Source organism: uncultured Brachyspira sp., assembly GCF_944390845.1.
GTDB classification, from domain to species: domain Bacteria; phylum Spirochaetota; class Brachyspiria; order Brachyspirales; family Brachyspiraceae; genus Brachyspira; species Brachyspira pulli.
Genome location: NZ_CALXRM010000048.1, coordinates 1 through 25,264, shown reverse-complemented (window position 1 = coordinate 25,264; position 25,264 = coordinate 1). Strand labels below are relative to the sequence as shown.

The window sequence follows — 25,264 nt, the reverse complement described above, 5'->3', positions numbered from 1 at the left end:
CAGAACATCCGTTAGACAAGTTTTGTAATAATAAACATATTAAAAGAGTTTATAGCCCAGTCGCTAGTCCTTGGTATAATGGTGTTGTAGAAAGTACACATAATCGGGACCAAAAAGAATTTTATGATTATTGTACACAAGAATTAACTTTAGAAAAAGCTAATCAAAAATTAAAAAGATATAATAATTTTTGGAATCATAAACGAATACATTCAGCTTTAAATTATGATACACCTATGTTATACTTTAAAAAACTAAGGAATACTTAATGCAATATGTCTGGCTCCTGTGCATTTAGTTCATAATTTATAATTTCATTATATTTGATCAATATTATTATATTATTTGAATACAAACAAATTATCTTAAAGGGGTTTCTGTTTTAAAATTGAACTCTTGTATAATTTTAATATGATATTATATAATTAAAATAAAATTATAGAGTTATGTACTAAAAATGGTATTGAATTATAAAAAATTATTCCATATATTTATTTGAATTGAAGATCATTTTTTATATAAATTGAATTATTTATATATTATAGTTTTTTGCTGTATTTCATTTTAAGTAATTTATTTTTTACTACTGACTTGTATATATTTATGGAAAGTATCAAATACTGTTATAAGATGATATTATCATAATTTAAAAATAGTTTTATTTTATATAAATGTGATTAATAACAGAGATAGAAGCTAATAAATTTAATAGAAATGATATGATGTTAAAAATCGTGTTAATAAATATTGGTAAAAGGTATTCTCAAAGTTATGGATAACAATACAAAAAATCTGCAAATACAGTTATTTTGTTAATCTATATCTTCGTAATACTTTAATAGTATTTTCTGTATTTCCAATCCAAATACGTTCGTTTTCTTTTCTGCTATTATTATATGAATATAAGTGGATAGTATTATTTATATTTTTAAATGATATCAGATGTTTATCTTTATATGGATAATGTTGTATATAAAGTAAATCTATATTATTATTGTTATAATTTTTTCTTATATCATTCATCATATTTATAATTTTATTTGTATCTAGTAAAATTTCATGTGCTTTTTCATCTCTTGCACCTGTATAAACCATCAATATTTTGGAGTTATATAAATAATCTAGAGTTCTATTTATTCTTCTTTCATACTTTTCTTTAACTAATAGATATTCATCATTATTAATTTTATCACTTTTGAATTCATGTGGGAAACTTAAACCTGTATATTTATTTCTATAAATAAATGATATTCCTTTTATATGAGAAAAAAATAAATCTTCAAATTCCATAAATCTATTAAATTTATTATTAACTATCTCTAATCTTTTATATATATTTCCGCCATAAACCCAATCTAATGGAGATGAAGATTTTCTTAATTTAAGTCTAGAATCTCTTAGTATCTCAGCTGGAAAACAATTATCACCTATACTAAATATAAAATCATATTCATAAACTTTATCATCTAATAATTTGTTAATATTATTTGGAGCATTAATACTGTTATTTAAAGTATTAACTTTATTATTTAATCCATTAATATTGTTACTTAAAGTATTAATTTTATTATCTATACTATCGATTTTATTATTCAATTCATTAAAGTTAGCATCTGTACTATTGATTTTATTATTCAATTCATTAATGTTCTTATTTAAGGTATTAATTTTACTATCTATATTAATTATTAAAAATAATAAATTTCTTACTAAATTTCTAATATTTTTAAAAGGTATCCACCATACAACTTTATTAATTAAATTTTTATCCATAAATTATTCTCCAAAAAATAAAATATTGTAAATAATTTATTTTTAGGAAGAATTGAATATTTTATAAAATATTAAGTGTTGAGTGTTGAGTGTTGAGTGTTGAGTGTTGAGTGTTGAGTGTTGAGTGTTGAGTGTTGAGTGTTGAGTGTTTTCCATATGCTATATAGTAACATAAAAAATAAAATAAATCAATATTATAATGTATAAATATTTTAACTAATTATGTTATACAAAAATTAAGTATTGAATTCAAAACAATTTATATTATAATGAGATTATTATAAAGTTCAAGAGGTTAATATGTTAGAGGATTATAAATTTAAAGTAGATGAGTTATTAGAAAAAGGACAAGCTAAATTAGTGGAAGTTACAAAATCAGATGACGGAAAAACACAGGAAAAAAGAGAAATAAATTTAAATGAGCTTAACGGAAAAGAATATAAAATTGTAAAATTAATGCTTGAAGATTTAATAATCAGATACGGTAAATCAAAAGATCAATAATTATATCTATTATTTTAGTACTTGATAATTTTATATAAAAATATGTTTTATATGTATTGTATTTTTATATCTTTTATGAAGTTTCTAAAAAAATCTGATATAAAAAATATTTTGTTAATAAAATTAAAATATATTTAGATAATTAACACTGACTAGATTCAAATTAATACCCATAAATTAAATCTTTTATTAAGGAAAAACTATGAACATCGAAGAAGCTAAACAAAAAATTGAACAATTAACAAAAACTATTAATTACCATAATAAACTTTATTATACAGATGATAACCCTGAAATAGAAGATTATGAATATGATAAACTTTTCAGGGAATTAGAAAATCTTGAAAGAGAGTTCCCAGAATTAAAAAAAGATGACAGCCCTACTAATAAAGTGGGAGGCACTATATTAGAAAAGTTCGAGAAATTTGAGCACCCTATTGCTATGTACTCGCTTTCTAATGTTATGAATGAAGAAGAATTCTTGGAATTTGATAATAGAATGCAAAAGGAACTTAATCAAAGTAAGATTAAATATACTGTTGAAAATAAATTTGACGGTCTTGCTTTAGAGCTTATTTATGAAAAAGGAAAACTCACAGTTGCAAGCACAAGAGGTGACGGACAGGTTGGTGAAAATGTTACTAATAATGTTAAGATGATGAATAATGTTCCTAAAAGCATAAAAGAGAAAAACAGATTAATTGTAAGAGGCGAGGCATTAATAACAAAAAAAGATTTTGAGGCATTAAATAAAGAAAGAGAAGAACTTGAAGAAATACCTTTTGCTAATGCTAGAAATGCAGCTTCCGGAGGATTAAGACAATTAGACAGTGCTGAAAGTAAAAAGAGAAGATTAAAATTCTTTGCTTATCAGATTGCCAATTATAAAGATTTTGATTTAACTAATGAATATAAATCAATGGAGTTTTTATCAGAATTAGGATTCACAGTTGAAGGCGTTCACCCAAATATCGATGCTAAAAAAGTATTAGAAACTTATTATGATATACAAGAAAAAAGAAGCAAAATGGATTATGAGATTGACGGACTCGTAATAAAAGTTGATGATGTTAAGCATCAGGAGAAATTAGGATTCTTGTCACGTGCTCCAAGATTTGCAGTGGCATTCAAATTCAAGCCTGAAGAAAAAGAAACAGTATTAAAAAATATTGAGGTTCAAGTCGGACGTACTGGGGCATTAACACCAGTTGCTAAATTGGAACCTGTTCAAGTTGGAGGGGTTACAGTTTCAAATGTTACACTTCATAACCCTAACGAGATAAAATCAAAAGACATAAGAATCGGCGATACTATTGTAGTTATACGTTCCGGAGATGTTATACCAAAGATTACAAGAGTAGTATTAGAAAAACGTCCTGCAGATAGTAAGCCTTTCGAGTTCCCTAAAAAATGTCCTGTTTGCGGAGGCGATACTGCTGTAACTGACGGCGATGTAATTGTAAGATGTATTAATGAAGAATGCCCAAGCAAGATAACTAGATATATAGAATATTTTGTTTCAAAACCTGCTATGAATATGGAGAGAATAGGAAAGGAGTGGATTGCAGTATTTACAAAAAGCGGACTTGTTAAAACTCCAGCTGATCTTTACAAGATAACAAGAGATGATTTATTTAAGTTTGAAAGAATGGGCGAAAAATTAGCAGGATACATGCTTGAATCTATTGAGAACAGTAAAAACACTACTTTAAAAAGATTTATATATGCATTAGGTATTCGTCAGGTTGGTGAAACTACTGCTGACTTACTAGCTAAATATTTCACATCAATAGAGAATTTTAAAAAGGCTACTATTGATGATTTACAAAATATTGAAGGAATAGGCGAGATCAGTGCTAAAAGTATTTATGATTTCCTTCATAATGAAAAGACATTAAAACTAATAGATGACTTACTTGCTGCAGGAGTTAATCCGGTATTTGAAAAAGTTGTAACAGTGGAATCACCTCTTACTGGAAAGAATGTTGTAATAACAGGTTCAATAGAAGGCTTTACAAGGAGTTCAGCAAAAGAATCTGCTGAGAGATTAGGAGCAACTGTTCAGTCTGCAGTATCAAAAAACACAAATATCTTGATTGTAGGTGAGAAAGCAGGAAGCAAACTTAAAAAAGCTCAGGATTTAGGAGTAGAGATAATGGAAGCTGATGAGTTCATAAAGCTTGCTAATGGATAATAATAATTTTAAAATATTATAAAGTTAAACATAAAAAATAAAGACTGCAAATAAAAATGTTTGCGGTCTTTTTTATATAATTCCTTTTTGTTTTTATTTAATTTGCCCACCCTTTATTCTTTATAATACATTTGTAAATCTTTTGTTCTAATTTTCTTTATAGCTAAAGTAAAAAAAGCATGCCCACCCAAGTTTTATTTAAATTTAAAATTTATTTAACGCACGTTTAATATGCTTATATTTATAGTAAAAAATAAAATTATTAGTTTATATATATTTATAGTTATTTTTTTCGTGCGGTATAAAAATTAAAAAGTTATAACTATTCTCCAAAAATAGCATTAACTAAATTCATTTTATCATCATTTTCTTCATTTATTATTTCTTCAATGCCAAAGAATATTAAACTAGACAAAGCATCTGGAAAATCTAAGTAGCTGAAAACATCTCCTTTAATACTGCTTCCGTCAAGTGAATCATCGAAATTTAGTAATTGCCTTAAAGCTATATAACCGCGTCCGTTATTAGTTTGAAGCCATTTATCTGTATCTGATCCGTCTGGGACTTTTTGCCAGCTTAAAGGAAAATATACTTTATCGTATATTAAATAGCTTGCATTTACTATTCTCTCTGCCTTATTCTTATGCACATAAAATGGAGTAACTTCAAAATGTTTTTCTAATCTTTTTACCAATTCTTTTTGAGCAAAATTTGATTCGCATAATATTTTTTTTATATTTCTTATGCTTAAAAAATTTATTATGCTTTCATCAGTGGTTGAGTTAGTATCATTACGCATAAGACCTGAATCTATTAAATAAATGCTGTCCCCAATTTGTGTATATATTATTGCTGATGTAAAACAATTATATTCTCCGAATGCAGGATCCACTATTGCTTTATGTTCTGAAGAATTAATTTTATTTATATTTTCTTTTAAATTATCATCATAGAATTTTAATTTTGAATATATGAAAATTTTGCCTTGTTTATTTTTTATTTTTCCAAGCCAAATATGATCATACATTTTTGGCATAAGTTTTAAAGTAGAAAGTCTTGATTTATTTAATATGTCGCTGAAATAATAATTTCCATCATAATTTATAAATGTAATTAATATATTATTATCTTCATATTCATGATATGGATACTCTTTATTATTTTTATCGGTGTAGAATTTTTTTATTAATTGAAATTGCGATACAGTTTTATATATAAAGTCTGTTTCAAATCTTGGATTGAATGCTATCCATATTTCACTTTTATTTGCTCTTATAGAAGGTTCCAATATTTCGTAGCTTCTTTGTGTGAGAGTTTGAGCTTCTTCTATAAAGCATATTCTTACATTATAAATGGATTTAATTTCTTCAATAGAACATTCTCTAATACCTAAAAATATAAATTTACAATTTGTAATTTTATTAATGATTTCATTTCTTTTTATATTAAAAAACTTTTCTAATTTTAATTCTTTTATAATGCTTATTAAAAGAGGGTAGGTTGAATAGCTAATTGATTTTTGTATTTCCCTTGAGCATAGTATTACACCGTTACTTTCAAAACTTTTAGCTATTAATATTCTTGCTATGGATTCACTTTTTCCGCCTCCTCGTCCTCCGAATGATATTTTTAATCTCTTTTCAGTATTTGCCCATTTCTCAAAAGGCTTCAAAATATTAAACTTGATATTCATAATTTTTCTCATAATTTAATTGATATTAAAAAATAATATCTTCATATAAAAAGCAAAAATTATAAGTAATTATAAGTGAAGTTTATTTTTGAATTAATTTCACGCACGCTAAACTAAATAAAAAATATAAATAAGTTAATAATACAATTTTAATTATAAAGAATGATTTTTTATTGTTGCTAGCGATAAACTTATTATTATATATAAAAAATCTCGCTTCAAAATATAAATATATAGTAAAAATAAAAAATTAAATTTGTACTATTATATAGTCTATTTACCGTGCGTTATATAAATAAAAAAGTATGTATTTTTTTAAAAAAAGTTACAAAAATTAATACCATCTTTCGGAAGACATAGAAAATTATTTTTTTAATTCTGTTATAATGCAGAATTGCAGTATCTATTGCAAGGAAATATTTTATGAAAAAAGAAAGCATAAATATATCAGACAGAAAGTATAATATAAAATATTATACTTCTTCAGATGAAAAAGCAAAATATCCATATATACTTCCTTCATTAAAAACATTGATATCAAAAGGTAAAGAATGCTATATAGTTTCTAAAATATCAGGTGATAAACCATATAGCGTAGAAATAGCCGACATTTCAGAAAGTGAAGGAATATTCAGATATGACTTTTGTGATTTTGATGTATACAAAGAAGATATAAAAGGCATAATGACAAATTATAAAGATGCAATATTGTTTTTTGAAATAGGAGTATTTGCAGATATATACAGTTATTTAAGAAGCCATTTACAGCTTGATATAATAAAATGTTTTTCAGATGACGGCGGTATAGATATTTCTAGTGTTAAAGATAATATTTTTGATAAGCTTCCTATTAAGAAAGATAAACTCATAAAAAGAATGCAGAACTATTATGATGATAATAAAAACTGCATTCTTCCTTCCTATAAAGTTCAGTATAGTATTATTGAAGAAGATAAAAAGCCTGTTAATAAAGTGCTTTATTCTATATATCATCTTCCAGTGCTTGAAAAAATATCTGAGCTTGAAAATATGAAGTTAAATTTAAAAGATATAGCGGATATTTTCTTCAGCGATGATAATAAAGAAAATATTAATAAGTATTTAGTAGATAAAATCATTTTAAATAAAATTAAGTCAATAGAAGAATCTATTAAGCATTTGAATTATGCTGAACTTACAAGCAGAATAGATGGTTTAAAATATATTGAAGAAATTTCTTTGTCTAAAATAATAGAACATATATTCTGTTTATATTATGTTTTTCAGCATGATAATATATTAAAACATACTTATATATCTTCTATTAAAACAGATCTAGATCCTTCATTAGTAATGGAAGAATCTTTATCAGAATATTTTTCTAATGATGCTATATATTTTGATAAGATGTTTTATCATTTCGTACAAAGAATAAAATATTTATATCTTAAAATGGATATAAAGTTTGACTTTTTGTTTATAGGTTTAGAAGAATACAGAGAGTACCAATATAATGAAGTAGTAAAATTATGTATAGATAAGTACAATGAAATGAAGAATGAGTTAAAAGACTTATTTTCTGAACTATATTCAGATGATAATTCTAAAATGTACGGAATGCATAATTTGAGTCATGAAAATTATTTTGAAAATGAAAATAAATTCAAATCTATTTTAAATTACGGACAGCATTATGTTAGTTTAATTATAAGGGCTGATTTTCTAGAGTTCTTATGTTCATTCATAAGATTTAGAATTGATTATGATATAGTTGAGAGCGGAGAAGAAGTTATATTTTCTAATGTAGAAACTAAAAATTATAGTAATAAGAAAATTTATAATATAGCTTCTATTATAGATGATATAAATGCATCTTTCTATATATCAGAAACTTTATACTTTTTTAATCTTTACAGTATAAAATCTTACAAAGATATACTTAATTCTTTGCATTCTTGTTTAGTGAAATTATCTTGTTTGAATTATGAATTATTAAAAGAGTATGTAAAGAGTAATGATATTGAATTTACAAATTATATTGATGAATTTACTCTAATGCTAAAAATTGCTGAAAAACATAAATGCATTGATGATGTTTCAGTAAACTCTAATAAAGAAGTAATTAACTTTTTGAAAACTCTTGAAGAATTGAAAGATGTAAAAAGGTATGAGTATATATTTATAAATAATTCTTTCTTTATTTATAATCAGGAAATTCTTTATAATGAAAAAGATGAAAAAAGACTTGAAGAAAAAATAAAAAAATTTGAAGAAGAAGAAAAAACATTTCAAGAGGAAGAAAAAAGTGAGAGAAAAATATTTTTTGACGCCAATTATAAAACTATATATAAAGCGGTTATGTATGACATCAAATTAAAAGAATTAGAGTATGAGTGTTTTGAATATGATGAAAAATATTTAGAGGAACATTTTATAAATGCTCTTGACTATATGTATAGAGTATCATACTACAAAGAATATTTGATAATTAATAATGCTGATTTAAGTGATCTATCTAAAAAAACAAAAATATTTTTAGATAAAAATAAAAAACTAAAAACAGCTTTTATGGATTTATCAAAAGATATAAAAAATGTATAGAAAATAATTGAATTGATAATTAAATGAAGAATAAAAACTTCATTTGTTATAAAAAAAATTAGGAGAATAAAAAATGAAAAAAGCCATTATTAAAATTTCTATTTGTTTAATTGCGGTATTATTTGCTGTAAGCTGCGGAAATAATGCAAACTCATCTACAAACCCAACAATCAATGATACTCCAAAAAATCTTAGTGTTACTTATACATTTTTAAACTATGGAGATAACAGAATAGATATTAATACAGCAGCTAATAACAATCAAGTAAAAAAAGAAGCTAGCTTAAAAATAACTGTTTCGCCGACAGTATCAGTTGATGCAAAAATTACTAAAGTTACATCTGCTGGTACAGCCTTAGAAGCTGCAGATTTTCAATTGTCAAAAACTTCATCAATTACAACAGGTGATGAAATAAAAATAACTCTATTAAGTACCGGAATAGATAAATTAAAAAATGCTGCTAAAAAAACACAGATTAATTATACTTTAAGTATTGAGTTTACAACAACTTCAGATGAAGTAGAAAATAAAACTTATACTAGAGATGTTTCAATTTCTGTTATGCCTTTACAGGAAATAACAAAAACAGAAATAGAGAGTATGATAAAAAGTGTAGGAAGTTTTTATGCCCTTGGCAATAGCGGAGCCTCATTTAATACTAGCGGTTTTGAATTAAAGGCTTTAGGATATGATATAAGTGCAACTTCAGATTCATCTGCTATTACTTATTCAGCTAATAATGCAGCTGCTTCTTTATCTTTAAAAATAGATTCATTGGCACTATATAATTTAGGTTTAAATAGCCCAGACTATTCTTCTACTACTTATTCAGGAAAAACAGCTAGTTTAGTATTTAAATTTCCTCTTGTATATGGGTATTGTTTTGCTAATGATATAGAAACTATAATGACTTCAGGATTAAAAATTAATTTAACATTATCAGCAAGTAGCTGGAAAGATTAATTTAAATTTTTTAAGGAGAATAAAAAATGAAAAAAAGAATTTTATCAATTATTTCATTATTAATTTTAATAAGTCTATTTGCAGTAAGCTGCAGTGATAAGAAAGGCACAGACCCTACAACTACACCAAATAAAGGAATACAAACTTATCAGGGAAATTGGAAAGTTGATGGTCAAGATGTAAACCAAACACCTATAAATGGAACTATTACTATAGCTTCAGACGGCACTATAACAGTAAATATACAAGGACTTATTGATCCAAGTATGCCTATCACTAAAGATAAAATAACAGATAAAGGCAATGAAACTTATGAAATTACTATAATGGAACAAGATGGAGTTAAACAAGTTTTTGAATGTACATTTACTTCTGATAAATCTGCTGAATGGAAAATTAAACAATATGGAACAGGAGTACCTGCTGATGGAATAGTTGCTGGACAGGGAACTTTAACTAAATAATTGTCTTTTAATTAAAGATTAATCATAAAACCTCATGCTTTTACAAGTATGAGGTTTTTTATAGTGCTTATATATTATTTTAATTTCTTAATTATTTCTTTTGCAAAATATGGTAAATCATCAGGACATCTTGAAGTGATAATATTTCCGCATACCACAACTTTTTCATCTTTATAATTAGCTTTGGCATTCATTAAATCATCTCTTATGCCTATATAACAAGTAGCGTCTTTTCCTTCCAAAACTTTTGCTGATATTAAAGTTTGCTGTCCATGGCAAATGGCTCCTATAGTAAGGTTATTGTCAACAAAGTATTTAATTATTTTCTTTACGTTTTCATTTCCTCTTATAGCTTCAGGTGCTCTTCCGCCGGGTATTATTAATGCTTTATAATTTGATGGGTCTACTTCTGAGAAATCTAATTTTGCTTCAACTTTGAAAAAATATTCTCCTTTAATCTCGCCTTTGTTTAAAGCTGCTATATCAACTTCTATGCCTTCCTCTACAAGTCTGAAGTATGGATAAAATAATTCTGAATCTTCAAAAAAATTATCAGTAATAATTAATGCTTTCATTTTATATTCCTTTTAAATTATAATTTTAAGTATAATACAATAATACAACATTTTTTCAATAATGATTTTTTAATGATAATTTATCAAAATAATTTTGTATTTTAATAAAAAAATTTTAACAATAAATAAATTTTTTTGTTATTATATTAGGTATAATTAAACATTTTCCAATAAAAATTAAGTTACTTGGCTTTAGTTATATTTGTATAATTAAAGCCTTTTTAATGTAAATTGATTATTAAATGATCTTGTTATTTCTAAGTAATAAATTGGTTTAGGAAGGTATGACAACTAAAGTTATCATCTTTTATTGCTTTAATTATCAAATCCTACTCTAATATTAATTTTACTATCTTCTTCTTGAAGTTTTCTTTTTAATTCTGCTTTCTCTAATTTTTTATTATTTCTATTTTTTAGAATTTCAAAAAATACTATAATAGCTCTTTCACTTGGGGCATTGTATTTATAAATTATTTTTTTTGTGTTGGATTCTTTACCTTCTTTATCAGTTTTTATTTCTTTTACAAGTTCCTTGCTGTAATAACCTAATGCTTTTTTAATCAATGCATTTTCTATTCTTATTTTAGTATCTAAAAAATATTCATCTCTTGCTTTTCTTATTTTTTTAACTAAACTCTTTTTATATTTCTTACTTGATTTATTAATATAGCCTTTTAAATCGTCATAATTTATATTTAGTTTTTTACTTATTTCTTCAAATGTTAGATTCTCTTTTTTTATAAGCTCATATATTTGATTTTCTGTTTTGATATTATATTTATTCATAATACACCTTTATTTTTATAATAAAATTTGTCATATAAAATAATCAAAAAATATAAGACAATATAAGTAATTTTTTATTATGATGTATTTTTATATGTATATAAAATGTATAGATGTATTTATTAATTGATTAAAATTACTTTGAAATATATATTGATGATAATATAAAAAATATTGCTATCCTACAAAGGGTAGCAAATGACAATTTTTATTCACATGTTAATATATGCTTATAAATTACAGGGGGGAATATATGTGTATATTTACATTGTTAATTATTATAAGCTTAACTCCAATATAGAAATCTATTATAAGTCAGCATAGTAAATAATAAATATTCAATTAATTTTAATTTGAAAACACATATAAAAATATAGGGGGAAAACTATGTCTAAAATAAAAAATTATCATTATGAAAGAAATAAAAACTATGATGACAGCAGTATAATATATAAAAAATTTTTTAGAGACGGATATTATGTTATAGATTTGCATTATCTTAAAAAAGAAAAAGCTATTAAGGCTTTGGAAGATACTATATTTAATGATTATTTTTTAAAAAAGATTTCATGCCCATTAGAAATAGTTTATGGTAGAGGAAATAATAGTATTGATGGTTATTGCAGATTAAAAAATTATATAATAGAAAAATTGGAAGATTTGAAAAGAGAAAAATTTATAAAGCTTTGGGAGTTTAAAAGATACACAAAATACGGTGCCATTATAGCATATATAAATAATTAATTTTGGAGGTTAAGAAATGTCTAAAAGAAATGAAAAGAATGAAACTATTAATAATAAAAGAGATGTTAATACAAAAGATATTGTTTTTTATATAGCAAACAAAAAATATTTACTTCCATTTAGAAACAATATTAATAAAAATAAATTTATACAGATAGGGGATTTTTATAAAGAATTAATTTCTAAAAAAATATATAATATAGATTTAAAATTACTAAGAAAATGGGATGAAAAAGAAATACTGCCGGCATATAGATTTGCTAAAGGTGCTGTTAGGGTGGATACAAGATATTATATAAAAGAACATATTTTAATAGTAAAAGAAATATTGAGATTAAAGGAGATGGGACTTAATATAGATGATATAGAAAAAGTTATATTTTTTAATTGTAATATTAATATGATTCTGCTAAATAAAAATATTAAAAATAAAGAATCTTTCAATAAAATGAAAAATACTATTAATAATATAGATAATATGGAAGCTAAATTAATAATACCTTCTATCAAATCAGTTGATAAAAAAATTGTTAAAAATATTTTAAATAATAATTTATTATATACTGAAGTTTTAAAAAAAGAGGATGTTTCATTAATAACTTTTATTTCTATATTAAATAAGGCTTGTATTAATTATAAAAATAAAAAATTTGATAAGATAAATTTTAAATATGATATGATTAATACAATAGAAAAGATCAGAAAACATTAATAAAAATTCATATAAAGGCTAATAAAATGACAGATATAAATAGTATTGAAAAAGAATTTATAATACCAATTATAAAAAAATTAAAAGAAGAATTTTTTGAAAATAACAGCGAAGATATAGATGAAGATTATATAAAAAAATTAATATTTAATTATAAAAATGCTGATTTGGATAAAGAGGATATTCCTGTATTATCTTTTATATTGATGATGCTTGCTTCTTTCTCTTCTTATGAAGATGATTATTTTGATAAGAAAAAGTTTCATGAGTTTATGGAAGATATAATGAGTAAATTTAATTAAAAAATTAGGGCAGATATAATATTAATATTTGCCCTTTATAATTTTTTTTATATAATAATTATATATGAAATATAAAATTGATTTAATTAATAATGATACCTGTTATATAATTGAAAATACTCATAAATTTCTTATAACTTCAAAATATTTATTTGATGATAATTATATACTGCCTTCATTAAAAACATTATTAAAAAAAATAGATGATAAAAAAAATATAATAATATATATCATTTCAAAAAATTCAGGAACTATTACGCAAAGAAAAAAAGGAAATTATAAATATATACAAATAAAGTTTTCAGGATATAAATATGAAGAAGTAGGAGAATATTTATATGAGAATGATATATTAAATTTTCTTACAAATGATAAATTATGCTTTTTTGAAATAGGAGCTTTTTTAGATTTATTTAATTTAATAAAAACATATAATAAAGATACAACATATTCTTTGATAAACAGTATTTTGAAATGCAAGGAAAAATCATATTTTACTAAACTAGATGAAAAATATATAAATGATATTTATGATAAAATAAATAAGGATTATATTGATAATAAAACAGAAGAGCCTTTAATAAAAAAAAGAGAAATGGAAAGGCTTAAAAAAATACTTCAGGAATATTATGACAGCACTAAATCTTCAATACTTCCTTCATACAGATTAGAAAAAAATAAAGATGATAAAAATTACAGATATTATACTTTAGAATCTTTGGTTGTTCTTGATGAGATACTTACTATATATAAAAGAATCAAAGAGGATAAATTTTATTTTATAAGAAATATAAGCTATTTAGATGATACTAATGATATTAAAGAAGAATTATTTAATAAAGATAAAGTTTTAATAAATCTTAAAGAAAAAGGATTAATAAAAAATCATTTATATATAAAAGATACCTTAGAAATATTTGAAGGTAATGATAAAAAGTTAAAAGAGAGAGCAGAGAGAGTAAAAAAAGAAAAACTAGATATTTTTTTAGATATAGATACTGCTTCTAAGATGGATAGAGATGAACTTAAAGAATATATAGAAGATTATATATTTATCTTATTTAATAATATTAATAAAATGCTTGAAGAGTATAAATGCAATGATAATAATATAAATCTAATAAAAAAGATTATAAATTATGATTTACATTTTTTTTATTTTAAATTTATTCTTGATTATTTATTTTTATCTGAAGATTTTTTTCAAAATGGAAATATAGAGTATTATAATAATTTACATGATTTATACAGCTATAAATATTTTTATTTGAAAAAGAATAATATAATTTTATTTGAAAATATATATATTAAATGCATTGAGAATAATATTTATTATTATAATAATAAATATTATCCATATAGATGTTATTTAACTAATGAAACTGAATCTTTATTTAAAAAAGATATAGATACTGAAATGAAATTAAAATTGGAATCTATATTAAAAAAGAATGTTATCAATATAGCAGATGATTTTGAATATTTATATTCTTATTATGATTTTTTAGTTTTTCATTTATATTATAAAATAATAATTTACAATGGTTCAATGTCTCGTATAAAGAGAGGAGCCATAAAGGCAATTTATAAAGAGCTTATAAAACTTCCAGATAATATGATTATGCCGGATACATTATTATCTGAATTAAGAGAAAATTTTGAAAAAATATTATTAATAATAGATATAATATATTTCTCAAATATAAAAAATGATAATATAAAAAAATTAAGATCTAATATTTTAGAGCTTGATAAAAAAATAGATTATATTAATAATATTATTAACGATTATGAAATAGATGATATAGTTGATTATTTAGAAAAAGATGAATATGCTAATGAAAATAATATTATAGACAAAATACCCTCATATAATGTTGATATGTTTGAGCATAGAAAATATTATGAAGAAAATATATCAGATATGATGAAGATATATAGTTCATATAGTGAGGATTCCAGCAGACCTGAAAATATATTCGCATTATTCTTTAATTATTCTTTATACTTATCAGATGATAATAATTTAATTTATAAGAATATAGAAAAAATATTAAATGATATAAAAAAAGTAAATGAATTATATCATTCTCATTATACAAGAAATTATTATACATTTGATATTGATTATTTACAAAAATTATGTTCTTCAAATTCAAATTGGCAGTATTATGATGATCCTTCTATTAGATTGAAATATAATAATAGATATATAATCTCTTAAAAGATTTTTATTCTATATTCCACCCATATATATACTAAGTTATATATTTAGTTTTTATTTTTGATTTATTCCAAAATAATTAAAAAATTATATTATAAAAATAAATTAATTGATATTGGAAAAATTATTATGCTTTCAGAATATTATATAAAAAATAAGAAATATAAATTAGAAAGTAAGAGAAATAAAAATAAAAGTGAATTAATTGCTATAGGTGATTTTTTGAAAATTTTGAAATGTGAAAAGATAGAAAATGTAACATTAAAAAATTTAAGAGAATGGGATAATAAAAAATTACTTGAGGCATTTAGAGTAGCACATGGTCCTATAAGAGAAAAGGTAAGATATTATACTAAAGAGCATATCAATATTGTAGTAGAAATACTTAGATTAAAATCATTGGGTTTTGAGATACCTGATATTAAAAAAGTAATTCTTAATAATGCTAATGAGAATTTAATATTATTAAATAAAGATATAGACTGCAAAAATAATATAAAAAATATGAGAGATATTATTAGAAATATTAATAATAAAGAATTGTATATTATAAAGCCAATGATAAAAAATACCAAAAAATATTTTTTAGAAAATATGAGTATAAATGAATTAAATGATGATGATGTAAGAAATATTTTAATAGAAAATAAATATTTAAATTATGATTCTAGTCTTATTATATTTTATTTAATTTTATTAAGTTCTTTTAATTGTTATGACATAGGTAATGATATTTTTGATTCTTATAAATTTTCTAAGTGTATTGATTATATAGCAGGTAGTATTAAAGTTATAGGCTTTAATAATTAAATATAAAAAATTTTAAGGAGTATAAATATGAGTGAAAAAAAGAAACACCTAAATAATGAAGCTGATATGGTTAATCCCAATAAAGGTTTTAACGGTAATAATATTACATTTGATAAAAATCAAGGTAATAGAGGCTGGCAGAAAAATCCATTAAACCCAGCAAATCAAAAAAAGAATAATGATAAAAAATAATTTTAAGTAGGAAAATTATGTCTGATAAAATTAAGCACCCTAATTAATGAGGCTAACATGCAAAATCCTAATCAAAATAATGGTAAATAATTTGCTTATATAACTTTAATACTAGCCTTATTTAATGATTATAATTTTTTATAATCATTAATAATAAAAAAGTTATTAATTCCCCTAGGGGCAATATTAACTATTAACTTTTCAAATATTGTCTAATTAATAATAGGGTTTATTATTGAATCATTAATAATTTTAAGGAGAAAACAAAATGAAAAAACTAATCATTACTATTTTAGCTTTAAGTTTATTATCAGCTTTCAGCATCTCTTGCAGCAAAGGCTTTAGCTTTTATGATTTAGGAGGTACTTGGGTAGGCGATGGCGGAAGTTTTTCAATAAACACTTCAGCTAAAACAATCAATAAGAATAATATTACTTATCAATTAAATGGAAATCCTCCAGAAACAAAAGCTCAATTATTAAATATAATGTTATTAAAAGATGGGGTTAATGCTGGTAATATAACATTCACAAGCAAAACAGAAGCTAATGGAACAGGCGATTTTAATGGAGCTTGGACAAAACAATAATAATATTGATTGTTAGTAATATTATATAAGCTGCTTGATGAATGAATATTTATCAGGCAGCTTTTTTTATTTGATAAAGTAATATGAAAATTATTGCTATTAATTTATTTTGTATTATACTTATATGACAATATGAAATTAGGAGATTTACTATTATGAGTAAAAGAATTATACAAATCATTTCAATATTATTTTTGTTTAGTTTATTAATTGTAAGCTGTAATAACAAAGATAAAATAGGGCCTACAGATACAAATACTTCAGATATATCACAATATGCAGGTAATTGGAGACTTTCTGTTATAGATAGATTGTTAACTATTAATAAAGATGGTACAGTAATTTTTGATAATATTAAAATGTCAAGTATAAAAAGCGATAGTGCTAATGTTTATACAATAGAGTTTAAAAATACTCAAAGCGGAGATATATTTATAAGATTTGATTTCAATTCAAAAACTTATGAACTAGGCCCTATTGGCGGAGAGGCAGCAGACAAAGGTACTATAACTAATGAAACAACAGAATCTACAGATATATCACAATATGCAGGTAATTGGAGACTTTCTGTTATAGATAGATTGTTAACTATTAATAAAGATGGTACAGTAATATTTGATAATTTTAATATGTCAAGTATAAAAAGCGATGGTGCTAATGTTTATACACTTGAGTTTAAAAATACTCAAAGCGGAGATATATTTATAAAATTAGATTTCAATTCAAAAACTTATGAACTTGGCCCTATTGGCGGTGAGGTAGCAGATAAAGGTACTATAACTAAAGAAACAAGTTTGGTCTAAAATCTTATTTATGCTGGAAATGGCATGCTATTTCTGATGTAGATCAAGGAGCTGGCGGTAAAATAACAATAAAAGAAGATGGTGCTGTAGAAGCTTTTGGAGCTACATTTGTAGAAATAAAAAATAATGGTAATGAAGAATATGTTGTAGAATATGTATTTGATGGTTCAAGTTCAACAATTACATTAAAATTTACTGATAATAATAATGGTACTTATGTATTTAATGGAGTAAATACTGATACTGGAAAATTAAAAAGATAAAGTATTTTTTATTGTTTATGAATAGCTGCTTGATAAATAAATATTTATCAGGCAGCTTTTTTATTGATTAATAAATACACATAAAAAATAATTATAAATAAATTGACAAAATTATTTCAATATATTATAAATTAGAGTTATGAAAGATAATAATTTAAATAATAAAACATACTATAGTTTTTCAGACTATGTAAAAAATAAATTTGGCGTAAAGGTAGGAAAGATTTCTATAGATACAGATTTCGGCTGTGCTCATAAAGCCAATAATGGCGGATGCAGATTCTGTAATTTAAACAGTTATAAGCCTCCTTATATAGCAGAAGAAAATATTAATAGTCAATGGATTAATGGTGTTAATAATTATAAAAGAAGATATCAGAAGTTCTACGCTTATTTTCAATTAGGTACTCCATTATCTCCTTTAGCTTCAAAAGAATCATTGATGTATGCAAATAAATTAATATATTTTGATGATTGTGTGGGTCTTATGTTTGGAGCCAGAAGCGATATGCTGGAAGAAGATGTTTTGAAAGAGCTTAATCATTTAGCAGAAACTGTTAATAAAGAAATTTGGCTTGAGATGGGGCTTCAGTCTTCAAATGATGAAACTTCTTTATTTATTAATAGAGGACATGATTATAAATCCTTTGCCAATATGGTTAATCATATAAAAGAAAATTATCCTAATTTAATAATATGTACTCATATAATATTTGGGCTTCCTAAAAGATTAATAGAAGATAAAAAATTAATAGAATTAGAAAGCGAAAATGATATTCTTAAAACAGTTAAAGATGTTTCAGCTTTAAAAATAGATGCGGTTAAATTTCATCAGCTTGATATAGTGAAAGGTTCCTATTTTGAGAATATGTATAATCAATACAATTTCCCTACATTAGATGAAGATTATTATATCAATTTAATGAGTGAGGCAATTGCTTTAACTAATTCTAATATCATTATAGCAAGATTAATGGGCGATAGTTTAGGAGATACTTTAATAGCACCAAAATGGAATAAATCCAAAGGGGAAATAATAAATCTTATTACAAAAACTATGATATCAAAGAAATTATATCAAGGCTGTAAAGCATAATATAACTTTTTATCAACTTTTTAACAAAAACTATGAAAAATAGTATAAACTATATACAGAATTTATTTTTTTATGTAGTATAATTAAACATATACATAAAAAAAGAACATCATTAATAACAGTAATACTATATAAATTAATAATTTTTGTATAATTTATTGGTACGTTTTTTGCATAAAGTTATTAATTAGAGTTTTATTAAATTGTTTAATATGATGTTTAAACGGCAATTTAGATAATAGGAGATTTTATGAGTGATGAATTAAATAAAGATATAAATAAAAATAGCGATAATAAGACAAACGAAGATAATACGGTTTCTATAGTGGAAGATAAGTTACCAAGAAGACTCATAATAATACCAGTAATGGGAAAGCCTTTATTTCCTGGTCTTTATGCACCATTTCCGATACCGCCTAAGCATGCAGATGCTGTTAATAAGGCTATAGAGGAAAATGACGGTTTTCTAGGTTTAAATTTATATATATCAGATAATCCTTCCGAATTAAAAAATGTTTCCGCTGATGATATTTATAAAGTAGGTGTAGTAGTAAAAGTATTTAAAAAATTGAATCTTCCAGACGGAGGACTTAATCTTCTTATCAATTCTATAAAAAGATATAAGATCATAAGATTTATAACTACAGATACAGTTATAAGAGCTGAACCATTATACATAGAAGATTCACTTGGAGTGGATAAAGATTCCAAAGAAATAAAAGCATATACAAGAGCTTTAATATCAGAGGTGAAATCTTTAAGCGAAGATAATCCTTTATTCACAGAAGAAATGCGTCTTACTATGGTGAATGTAGATGATCCAGGAAAACTTTCAGATTTTGTTACTTCTATGATTAATGTAGAGAGAGCAAGTCAGCAGGAGATATTGGAAACTTTTGATGTTCAGGAAAGATTGGAAAAGGTTCTTCTTCTTCTTCAAAAAGAAAGAGAAATAACTAAAATACAGCAAAAAATACAGGGCAGTATCAATTCCAAAATACAAAAACAGCAAAGAGAATTTTTCTTAAAAGAACAGTTAAAAGAAATAAAAAAAGAATTAGGATATGATACTGATCCTAAACAAATAGATATAGAAAAATATAAAAAGACTCTTGAAGAATTAAAAGTTATTGATGAAGTAAAAGAGAGAATGGAGCAGGAGATAGAAAAGATTTCTACAATAGATACTCATTCTCCGGAATATACAGTTTCAAAAAATTATTTGGATACTTTATTTTCTTTGCCTTGGAATAATGAAAGTAAGGAAAGAGAGGATATATCCAAAAGCAAAAAGATATTAGACAGAGATCATTACGGACTTGAAGATGTCAAAGAAAGAATATATGAATTTTTGGCAGTTAGGAAATTAAATCCAGAGAAAAAGTCTTCTATACTATGCTTTGTAGGCCCTCCGGGAGTTGGTAAAACTTCTATAGGTAAAAGTATAGCAGAGGCATTGGACAGACCTTTCTTTAGATTTTCTTTAGGCGGTATGAGAGATGAGGCAGAAATAAAAGGTCATAGAAGAACTTATATAGGTGCTATGCCTGGGAAAATTATTGAGGCTTTAAAAATAGTAAAGGTAAAAAATCCGGTACTTATGCTAGATGAGATTGATAAATTGGGAACAAGTTTTCAAGGCGATCCATCAAGTGCATTACTTGAAGTTTTAGACCCAGAACAAAATGCATCATTTAGAGATCATTATCTTGATTTGCCTTTTGATTTATCTAATGTGCTTTTTATAACTACAGCTAATACTCTTGATACTATACCAAGACCTTTGCTTGATAGAATGGAAGTTATAAGACTTTCAGGCTATATTATGGAAGAAAAATTGAAGATAGCCACTAAATATATAATACCAAGACAGATTAAAGCACATGGACTTGAAGTAAAAAATATCAAGTTTACTAATAAGGCTATAAGTTCAATAATAGACGGTTATGCAAGAGAGGCGGGAGTACGTAACTTCGAGAGAAGAATAGAGAGAATATGCAGAAAAATAGCAGCCGATGTTGTAGAGAATAATAAAAAGACTTACAGCATAACTATAGATGATAAAGATTTAGAGAAGTACTTGAAGAAGCCTATTTTTACAGAAGATTTCACAGAGAAGGATTTGAAGCCAGGAAATGCTATAGGTTTGGCTTGGACTTCACTTGGAGGAGCTACTCTTACTATAGAATCTATAAGAGTGCAGGAGAAAAAGGATGCAGGTACTATAAATGTAACTGGACAGCTTGGCGATGTAATGACAGAGAGCGTTCAAATAGCTTATAGTTATGTAAGAAGCGTAGCAAAAGACTATGGCGTTAAAGATGATTACTTTAATGATGCGGTTATTCACTTACATATTCCGGAAGGTGCTACTCCTAAAGACGGCCCTTCAGCAGGCATAACTATGGCAACTGCTTTGCTTTCTCTTGGTATGAATAAAGTTATAAGAAATGACACAGCTATGACTGGAGAACTTTCTTTAAACGGAAAAGTTTTGCCTATAGGCGGATTGAAAGAAAAAACTATAGCAGCAAAAAGACTTGGATTTATTAAGCATGTTATAATACCTTATGAGAATATCAGGGATTTAGATGAGATTCCAGAGAATGTTAAAAAAGGCTTAACTTTCCACCCAGTAAAAGAGGTTAGCGAGGTATTTGATTTTATGTTTAAATTAAATAAATCCAATAAATCAAATAAGAATGATAAATCAGTAAGCAAATCTAAAAAGAAAAAATAAAATTTATTGTATATTAATAGAATGCATTTGTTTTATAGCTGATAAAATTGTTAGTTATAGCAAATGCATTTTTTATATGTAACAATTAATTATTTAGTGAATCAATAACTTATGATAAATTTCAAATTTATAGTATATAAATATAGTATTATTATTGTTTATATAAATAATTTATTTCAATATGTTTCAAAGCAGATATAATATATATAAAATTAACTAATAATTTTTCCAAATAATTTAATAATATTATGTAAATTATACAAAAAATCTTGACTTTATCTTTTATTTATGGTAGCATAATAACTGAATTTTATATGTTCGCGTATAGGATATTATTTTAATTTAGGAGTATATTTATGGCTGTAAAAGTAGCAATAAATGGTTTTGGACGTATCGGACGTCTAGTTTTTCAGGCATTAGTAGAACGTGGTTTATTAGGTAAAGAAATTGATGTAGTTGGTGTAGTAGATGTTAGTACTGATGCTAAATACTTTGCTTATCAATTAAAATATGACTCAGTTCATGGTAGAATGAAAGCTGATATCACAACAGAAGGCGAAGATATCTTAGTAGTAAACGGAAACAAAATTAAATGTATCGGTGCTACTAAAGAATTAAAAGATCTTCCTTGGAAAGATTTAGGTGTTGAATATGTAATCGAATCTACTGGTCTTTTCACTGAAAAAGAAAAAGCTGAAGGTCATATAGCTGCTGGTGCTAAAAAAGTTATTATTTCTGCTCCTGGTAAAGGCGATTTAAGAACTTTCGTTTATGGTGTAAACCATGAAGAATATGATCCTGCTAATCACCATGTAGTATCAAATGCTTCTTGTACTACTAACTGTTTAGCTCCTGTAGTACATGTTCTTCTTAAAGAAGGTATTGGTATAGAAACTGGTCTTATGACTACTATTCACTCTTATACTGCTACTCAAAAAACAGTAGACGGTCCTTCTAAAAAAGACTGGAGAGGCGGACGTGCTGCTGCTGTTAACACTATCCCTTCTACTACTGGTGCTGCTAAAGCAGTTGGAGAAGTTTTACCAGCTACTAAAGGTAAATTAACAGGAATGAGCTTCAGAGTTGCTACTCCAGACGTTTCTGTTGTAGACTTAACTTTCAGAAGTGAAAAAGAAACTTCTATAGAAGAAATTGATGCTTTAATGAAAAAAGCTTCTGAATCTTACTTAAAAGGTGTTTTAGGATATTGTAACGAAGAATTAGTATCTAGCGACTTCATACATGATAACAGAAGTTCTATTTATGACTCTTTAGCTACTACTCAAAACAACTTAAAAGGTGAGAAAAGATTCTTCAAAATCGTTTCTTGGTATGATAATGAATGGGGTTATTCTAACAGAGTAATTGATTTATTATTATATATGTATAACAAAAAATAATAGTAGATATAATAATTAATTTTATTAAGCTATAATAAAAGGGTGTTATATTTCATTATAGCACCCTTTAAATTTTTTTAGCATTACATAAAAATTGTTAGCGTCCGGCAAATGGAGACTTAATGCGAACAATTTTTATTAGCAATAATATAAAAGCTAGCCAGATCCGTCCAAAATGGGCACAGACATGCGAATAAATTTATTTGTTTGCTGATAATATGCGGCTAGCATAGCAATAAAAAAGCGAGCTAAAGCCAGCCCACATGGCACATACGTGCGAATAAATTTATTTGTTTGCTGATAATATGTGGCTAGCATAGAAAATAAAAAGCGAGCTAAAGCCAGCGAATAAATTTATTTATTTGCTGATTATGGGCGGAGGCGAGCATAGCAATAAAAAAGCGAGCCAAAGCCAGCAAATAAATTTATTTATTTGCTAATAATAGGCGGAGGCGAGCATAGCAATAATAAGGAGTTCATAATGAAAAAATCAGTAAAAGATATAGATATTAAAGGTAAAAAAGTCATAATGAGAGTTGACTTCAATGTACCACTAGATAAAGAAACAAGCTCTAAAATAACAGACACTACAAGAGTAGATGCTGCTATGCCTACTATTGAATACATTCTTTCTCAAGGTGCTTCTCTTATACTTATGAGCCATTTAGGAAGACCAAAAGGCGAACCTAATCCTAAATACTCTTTAAAACCAGTTTATGATTATTTAAAAACTAAACTTCCTAACAATAAAGTTGAATTTGCTAAAGATTGTATAGGTGAAGAAGTAAAAAAACAAGCTGCTGAATTAAAACCAGGTGATGTATTACTTCTTGAAAACTTAAGATATCATGCTGAAGAAGAGAAAAATGATGCTGCATTCTCTAAAGAATTAGCTGATTTAGCTGATGTTTATGTTAATGATGCATTTGGTACAGCACACAGAGCACATGCTTCTACTGCTGGTATAGTATCTGCTAAAGCTGGTATGCCTGCTGTAGCTGGTTTCTTAATGGAAAAAGAAATACAATATTTAGGTGATGCTGTTGCTAATCCTGCTCGTCCATTTGTAGCTATAATCGGAGGAGCTAAAGTTTCTTCAAAAATTTCTGTACTTAAAAACTTACTTAACAAAGTTGATACTTTAATCGTTGTAGGCGGTATGGCTTATACTTTCCTTAAAGCTCAAGGATTAGAAATAGGTGCTTCTTTATGTGAAGATGATTATATCGCTACTGCTAAAGAAATTATGGATAAAGCTAAAGAATTAAATAAAACTTTATATTTACCAGTTGATAATGTTATAGCTGATAAATTTGATAATGATGCTAACATTCAAGTAGTAGATTCTACTGCTATACCTGCTGGTTGGATGGGTATGGACGTTGGACCTAAAACTTTAAAAGAACTTGAAGACATACTTAAAAATGCTAAAACAGTTGTTTGGAATGGACCATTAGGTGTATTTGAAATGGCTAATTTTGCTAAAGGTACTTTTGAAGTAGCTAAATTCATTGCTAATTCTGGTGCTGTAAGTATCATAGGTGGCGGTGACAGTGTATCTGCTGTTAATAAATCTGGCGTTGCTGATAAGATGACTCACGTATCTACAGGCGGCGGAGCTTCTTTAGAGTTCCTTGAAGGAATAGAACTTCCAGGTATCGCAGTATTACAAGATAAGTAATTAGTATTTAATTAGATTAAATAAATCAAAATAGTGAGCCCGTAGTAACTTTAGTTGCTACGGGTTTTTTAGCGAACTATTTTGATTTTATGATAAAATACAAGATAAGTAATTAGTATTTAATTAGATTAAATAAATCAAAATAGTGAGCCCGTAGTAACTTTAGTTGCTACGG

General features: G+C 25.1%; 22 protein-coding genes. 18 read left to right on the top strand and 4 right to left on the bottom strand.

Annotation, left to right across the window (positions count from 1 at the left end; genetic code table 11):
• The coding region (locus Q0K52_RS10125) for an integrase core domain-containing protein (protein ID WP_297299049.1) at positions 1-269 on the top strand (269 nt) is incomplete at its 5' end.
• 535 nt (positions 270-804) lie between these two features.
• On the opposite strand, the gene Q0K52_RS10120 is transcribed toward Q0K52_RS10125, so the two are convergent.
• Positions 805-1,773 carry a DUF1796 family putative cysteine peptidase gene (locus Q0K52_RS10120; protein WP_297299047.1) on the bottom strand — a complete coding sequence of 323 codons (969 nt, stop codon included), beginning with the start codon at positions 1,771-1,773 and terminating at the stop codon, positions 805-807.
• 300 nt (positions 1,774-2,073) lie between these two features.
• Here Q0K52_RS10120 and Q0K52_RS10115 point away from each other — a divergent pair, with 300 nt between their 5' ends.
• Both Q0K52_RS10115 and ligA read left to right on the top strand, forming a co-directional pair.
• Complete coding sequence (locus Q0K52_RS10115) at positions 2,074-2,277, top strand: hypothetical protein (RefSeq protein ID WP_297299045.1); 204 nt, start codon at positions 2,074-2,076, stop codon at positions 2,275-2,277.
• A 202-nt stretch (positions 2,278-2,479) separates the two neighbouring features.
• Positions 2,480-4,471, top strand: a complete 1,992-nt coding sequence (ligA, locus tag Q0K52_RS10110; protein WP_297299043.1) for an NAD-dependent DNA ligase LigA — start codon at positions 2,480-2,482, stop codon at positions 4,469-4,471.
• A 322-nt stretch (positions 4,472-4,793) separates the two neighbouring features.
• Here ligA and Q0K52_RS10105 read toward each other — a convergent pair whose 3' ends face one another.
• Entirely contained in the window at positions 4,794-6,164 is a 1,371-nt protein-coding gene (locus tag Q0K52_RS10105; protein ID WP_297299040.1) for a phage terminase large subunit, read from the bottom strand.
• Between the two features lie 423 nt (positions 6,165-6,587).
• On the opposite strand from Q0K52_RS10105, the gene Q0K52_RS10100 reads away from it, so the two are divergent.
• From Q0K52_RS10100 to Q0K52_RS10090, 3 genes are all read left to right on the top strand, one after another.
• Positions 6,588-8,744, top strand: coding sequence for a hypothetical protein (locus Q0K52_RS10100; protein WP_297299039.1), 2,157 nt, complete (start codon positions 6,588-6,590; stop codon positions 8,742-8,744).
• A 73-nt stretch (positions 8,745-8,817) separates the two neighbouring features.
• A complete protein-coding gene (locus tag Q0K52_RS10095) occupies positions 8,818-9,708 on the top strand; it encodes a hypothetical protein (RefSeq protein WP_297299037.1) in 891 nt (296 codons plus the stop codon).
• A gap of 26 nt (positions 9,709-9,734) precedes the next feature.
• A complete protein-coding gene (locus Q0K52_RS10090; RefSeq protein WP_297299036.1) occupies positions 9,735-10,172 on the top strand; it encodes a hypothetical protein in 438 nt (145 codons plus the stop codon).
• A 74-nt stretch (positions 10,173-10,246) separates the two neighbouring features.
• Here Q0K52_RS10090 and Q0K52_RS10085 read toward each other — a convergent pair whose 3' ends face one another.
• Together Q0K52_RS10085 and Q0K52_RS10080 are read right to left on the bottom strand one after the other, a co-directional pair.
• Positions 10,247-10,747 (bottom strand): type 1 glutamine amidotransferase domain-containing protein, encoded by a 501-nt coding sequence (locus Q0K52_RS10085; RefSeq protein WP_014489114.1) that lies wholly within the window; start codon positions 10,745-10,747, stop codon positions 10,247-10,249.
• A gap of 315 nt (positions 10,748-11,062) precedes the next feature.
• The gene (locus Q0K52_RS10080) at positions 11,063-11,533 is read right to left on the bottom strand and encodes a hypothetical protein (RefSeq protein WP_297299034.1); all 471 of its coding nucleotides are present in this window, start codon (positions 11,531-11,533) and stop codon (positions 11,063-11,065) included.
• A gap of 387 nt (positions 11,534-11,920) precedes the next feature.
• On the opposite strand from Q0K52_RS10080, the gene Q0K52_RS10075 reads away from it, so the two are divergent.
• The 12 genes from Q0K52_RS10075 to pgk all read left to right on the top strand — a co-directional run bounded on the left by Q0K52_RS10075 (position 11,921) and on the right by pgk (position 25,089).
• Positions 11,921-12,277, top strand: coding sequence for a DNA mismatch repair protein MutS (locus Q0K52_RS10075; RefSeq protein WP_297299032.1), 357 nt, complete (start codon positions 11,921-11,923; stop codon positions 12,275-12,277).
• Between the two features lie 16 nt (positions 12,278-12,293).
• Positions 12,294-12,989, top strand: a complete 696-nt coding sequence (locus tag Q0K52_RS10070) for a MerR family transcriptional regulator (RefSeq protein WP_297299030.1) — start codon at positions 12,294-12,296, stop codon at positions 12,987-12,989.
• Positions 12,990-13,015: 26 nt separating this feature from the next.
• Positions 13,016-13,291: a hypothetical protein gene (locus Q0K52_RS10065; RefSeq protein ID WP_297299028.1), complete on the top strand. Its 276-nt coding sequence runs from the start codon at positions 13,016-13,018 to the stop codon at positions 13,289-13,291.
• A gap of 64 nt (positions 13,292-13,355) precedes the next feature.
• Complete coding sequence (locus Q0K52_RS10060) at positions 13,356-15,515, top strand: hypothetical protein (RefSeq protein ID WP_297299027.1); 2,160 nt, start codon at positions 13,356-13,358, stop codon at positions 15,513-15,515.
• A 129-nt stretch (positions 15,516-15,644) separates the two neighbouring features.
• Positions 15,645-16,325: a MerR family transcriptional regulator gene (locus Q0K52_RS10055; protein WP_297299025.1), complete on the top strand. Its 681-nt coding sequence runs from the start codon at positions 15,645-15,647 to the stop codon at positions 16,323-16,325.
• 27 nt (positions 16,326-16,352) lie between these two features.
• Positions 16,353-16,517: a hypothetical protein gene (locus Q0K52_RS10050; RefSeq protein ID WP_297299023.1), complete on the top strand. Its 165-nt coding sequence runs from the start codon at positions 16,353-16,355 to the stop codon at positions 16,515-16,517.
• 268 nt (positions 16,518-16,785) lie between these two features.
• Positions 16,786-17,106 (top strand): hypothetical protein, encoded by a 321-nt coding sequence (locus Q0K52_RS10045; protein WP_297299022.1) that lies wholly within the window; start codon positions 16,786-16,788, stop codon positions 17,104-17,106.
• A gap of 155 nt (positions 17,107-17,261) precedes the next feature.
• Positions 17,262-17,909: a hypothetical protein gene (locus Q0K52_RS10040; protein WP_297299020.1), complete on the top strand. Its 648-nt coding sequence runs from the start codon at positions 17,262-17,264 to the stop codon at positions 17,907-17,909.
• A 402-nt stretch (positions 17,910-18,311) separates the two neighbouring features.
• Positions 18,312-19,268: a TIGR01212 family radical SAM protein gene (locus tag Q0K52_RS10035; protein ID WP_297299018.1), complete on the top strand. Its 957-nt coding sequence runs from the start codon at positions 18,312-18,314 to the stop codon at positions 19,266-19,268.
• Between the two features lie 250 nt (positions 19,269-19,518).
• Positions 19,519-22,008: an endopeptidase La gene (gene lon, locus Q0K52_RS10030; protein ID WP_297299016.1), complete on the top strand. Its 2,490-nt coding sequence runs from the start codon at positions 19,519-19,521 to the stop codon at positions 22,006-22,008.
• A 356-nt stretch (positions 22,009-22,364) separates the two neighbouring features.
• Positions 22,365-23,408, top strand: coding sequence for a type I glyceraldehyde-3-phosphate dehydrogenase (gene gap, locus Q0K52_RS10025; protein ID WP_297299014.1), 1,044 nt, complete (start codon positions 22,365-22,367; stop codon positions 23,406-23,408).
• A gap of 481 nt (positions 23,409-23,889) precedes the next feature.
• Positions 23,890-25,089, top strand: coding sequence for a phosphoglycerate kinase (pgk, locus tag Q0K52_RS10020; RefSeq protein ID WP_297299012.1), 1,200 nt, complete (start codon positions 23,890-23,892; stop codon positions 25,087-25,089).
• The last annotated feature ends 175 nt before the right edge of the window (positions 25,090-25,264 follow it).

Bases quoted from the DNA above. Each gene is read 5' to 3' on its own strand.
- Q0K52_RS10120 (WP_297299047.1), bottom strand. From the start codon at position 1,773: ATGGATAAAAATTTAATTAATAAAGTTGTATGGTGGATACCTTTTAAA.
- Q0K52_RS10115 (WP_297299045.1), top strand. From the start codon at position 2,074: ATGTTAGAGGATTATAAATTTAAAGTAGATGAGTTATTAGAAAAAGGA.
- ligA (WP_297299043.1), top strand. From the start codon at position 2,480: ATGAACATCGAAGAAGCTAAACAAAAAATTGAACAATTAACAAAAACT.
- Q0K52_RS10105 (WP_297299040.1), bottom strand. From the start codon at position 6,164: ATGAATATCAAGTTTAATATTTTGAAGCCTTTTGAGAAATGGGCAAAT.
- Q0K52_RS10100 (WP_297299039.1), top strand. From the start codon at position 6,588: ATGAAAAAAGAAAGCATAAATATATCAGACAGAAAGTATAATATAAAA.
- Q0K52_RS10095 (WP_297299037.1), top strand. From the start codon at position 8,818: ATGAAAAAAGCCATTATTAAAATTTCTATTTGTTTAATTGCGGTATTA.
- Q0K52_RS10090 (WP_297299036.1), top strand. From the start codon at position 9,735: ATGAAAAAAAGAATTTTATCAATTATTTCATTATTAATTTTAATAAGT.
- Q0K52_RS10085 (WP_014489114.1), bottom strand. From the start codon at position 10,747: ATGAAAGCATTAATTATTACTGATAATTTTTTTGAAGATTCAGAATTA.
- Q0K52_RS10080 (WP_297299034.1), bottom strand. From the start codon at position 11,533: ATGAATAAATATAATATCAAAACAGAAAATCAAATATATGAGCTTATA.
- Q0K52_RS10075 (WP_297299032.1), top strand. From the start codon at position 11,921: ATGTCTAAAATAAAAAATTATCATTATGAAAGAAATAAAAACTATGAT.
- Q0K52_RS10070 (WP_297299030.1), top strand. From the start codon at position 12,294: ATGTCTAAAAGAAATGAAAAGAATGAAACTATTAATAATAAAAGAGAT.
- Q0K52_RS10065 (WP_297299028.1), top strand. From the start codon at position 13,016: ATGACAGATATAAATAGTATTGAAAAAGAATTTATAATACCAATTATA.
- Q0K52_RS10060 (WP_297299027.1), top strand. From the start codon at position 13,356: ATGAAATATAAAATTGATTTAATTAATAATGATACCTGTTATATAATT.
- Q0K52_RS10055 (WP_297299025.1), top strand. From the start codon at position 15,645: ATGCTTTCAGAATATTATATAAAAAATAAGAAATATAAATTAGAAAGT.
- Q0K52_RS10050 (WP_297299023.1), top strand. From the start codon at position 16,353: ATGAGTGAAAAAAAGAAACACCTAAATAATGAAGCTGATATGGTTAAT.
- Q0K52_RS10045 (WP_297299022.1), top strand. From the start codon at position 16,786: ATGAAAAAACTAATCATTACTATTTTAGCTTTAAGTTTATTATCAGCT.
- Q0K52_RS10040 (WP_297299020.1), top strand. From the start codon at position 17,262: ATGAGTAAAAGAATTATACAAATCATTTCAATATTATTTTTGTTTAGT.
- Q0K52_RS10035 (WP_297299018.1), top strand. From the start codon at position 18,312: ATGAAAGATAATAATTTAAATAATAAAACATACTATAGTTTTTCAGAC.
- lon (WP_297299016.1), top strand. From the start codon at position 19,519: ATGAGTGATGAATTAAATAAAGATATAAATAAAAATAGCGATAATAAG.
- gap (WP_297299014.1), top strand. From the start codon at position 22,365: ATGGCTGTAAAAGTAGCAATAAATGGTTTTGGACGTATCGGACGTCTA.
- pgk (WP_297299012.1), top strand. From the start codon at position 23,890: ATGAAAAAATCAGTAAAAGATATAGATATTAAAGGTAAAAAAGTCATA.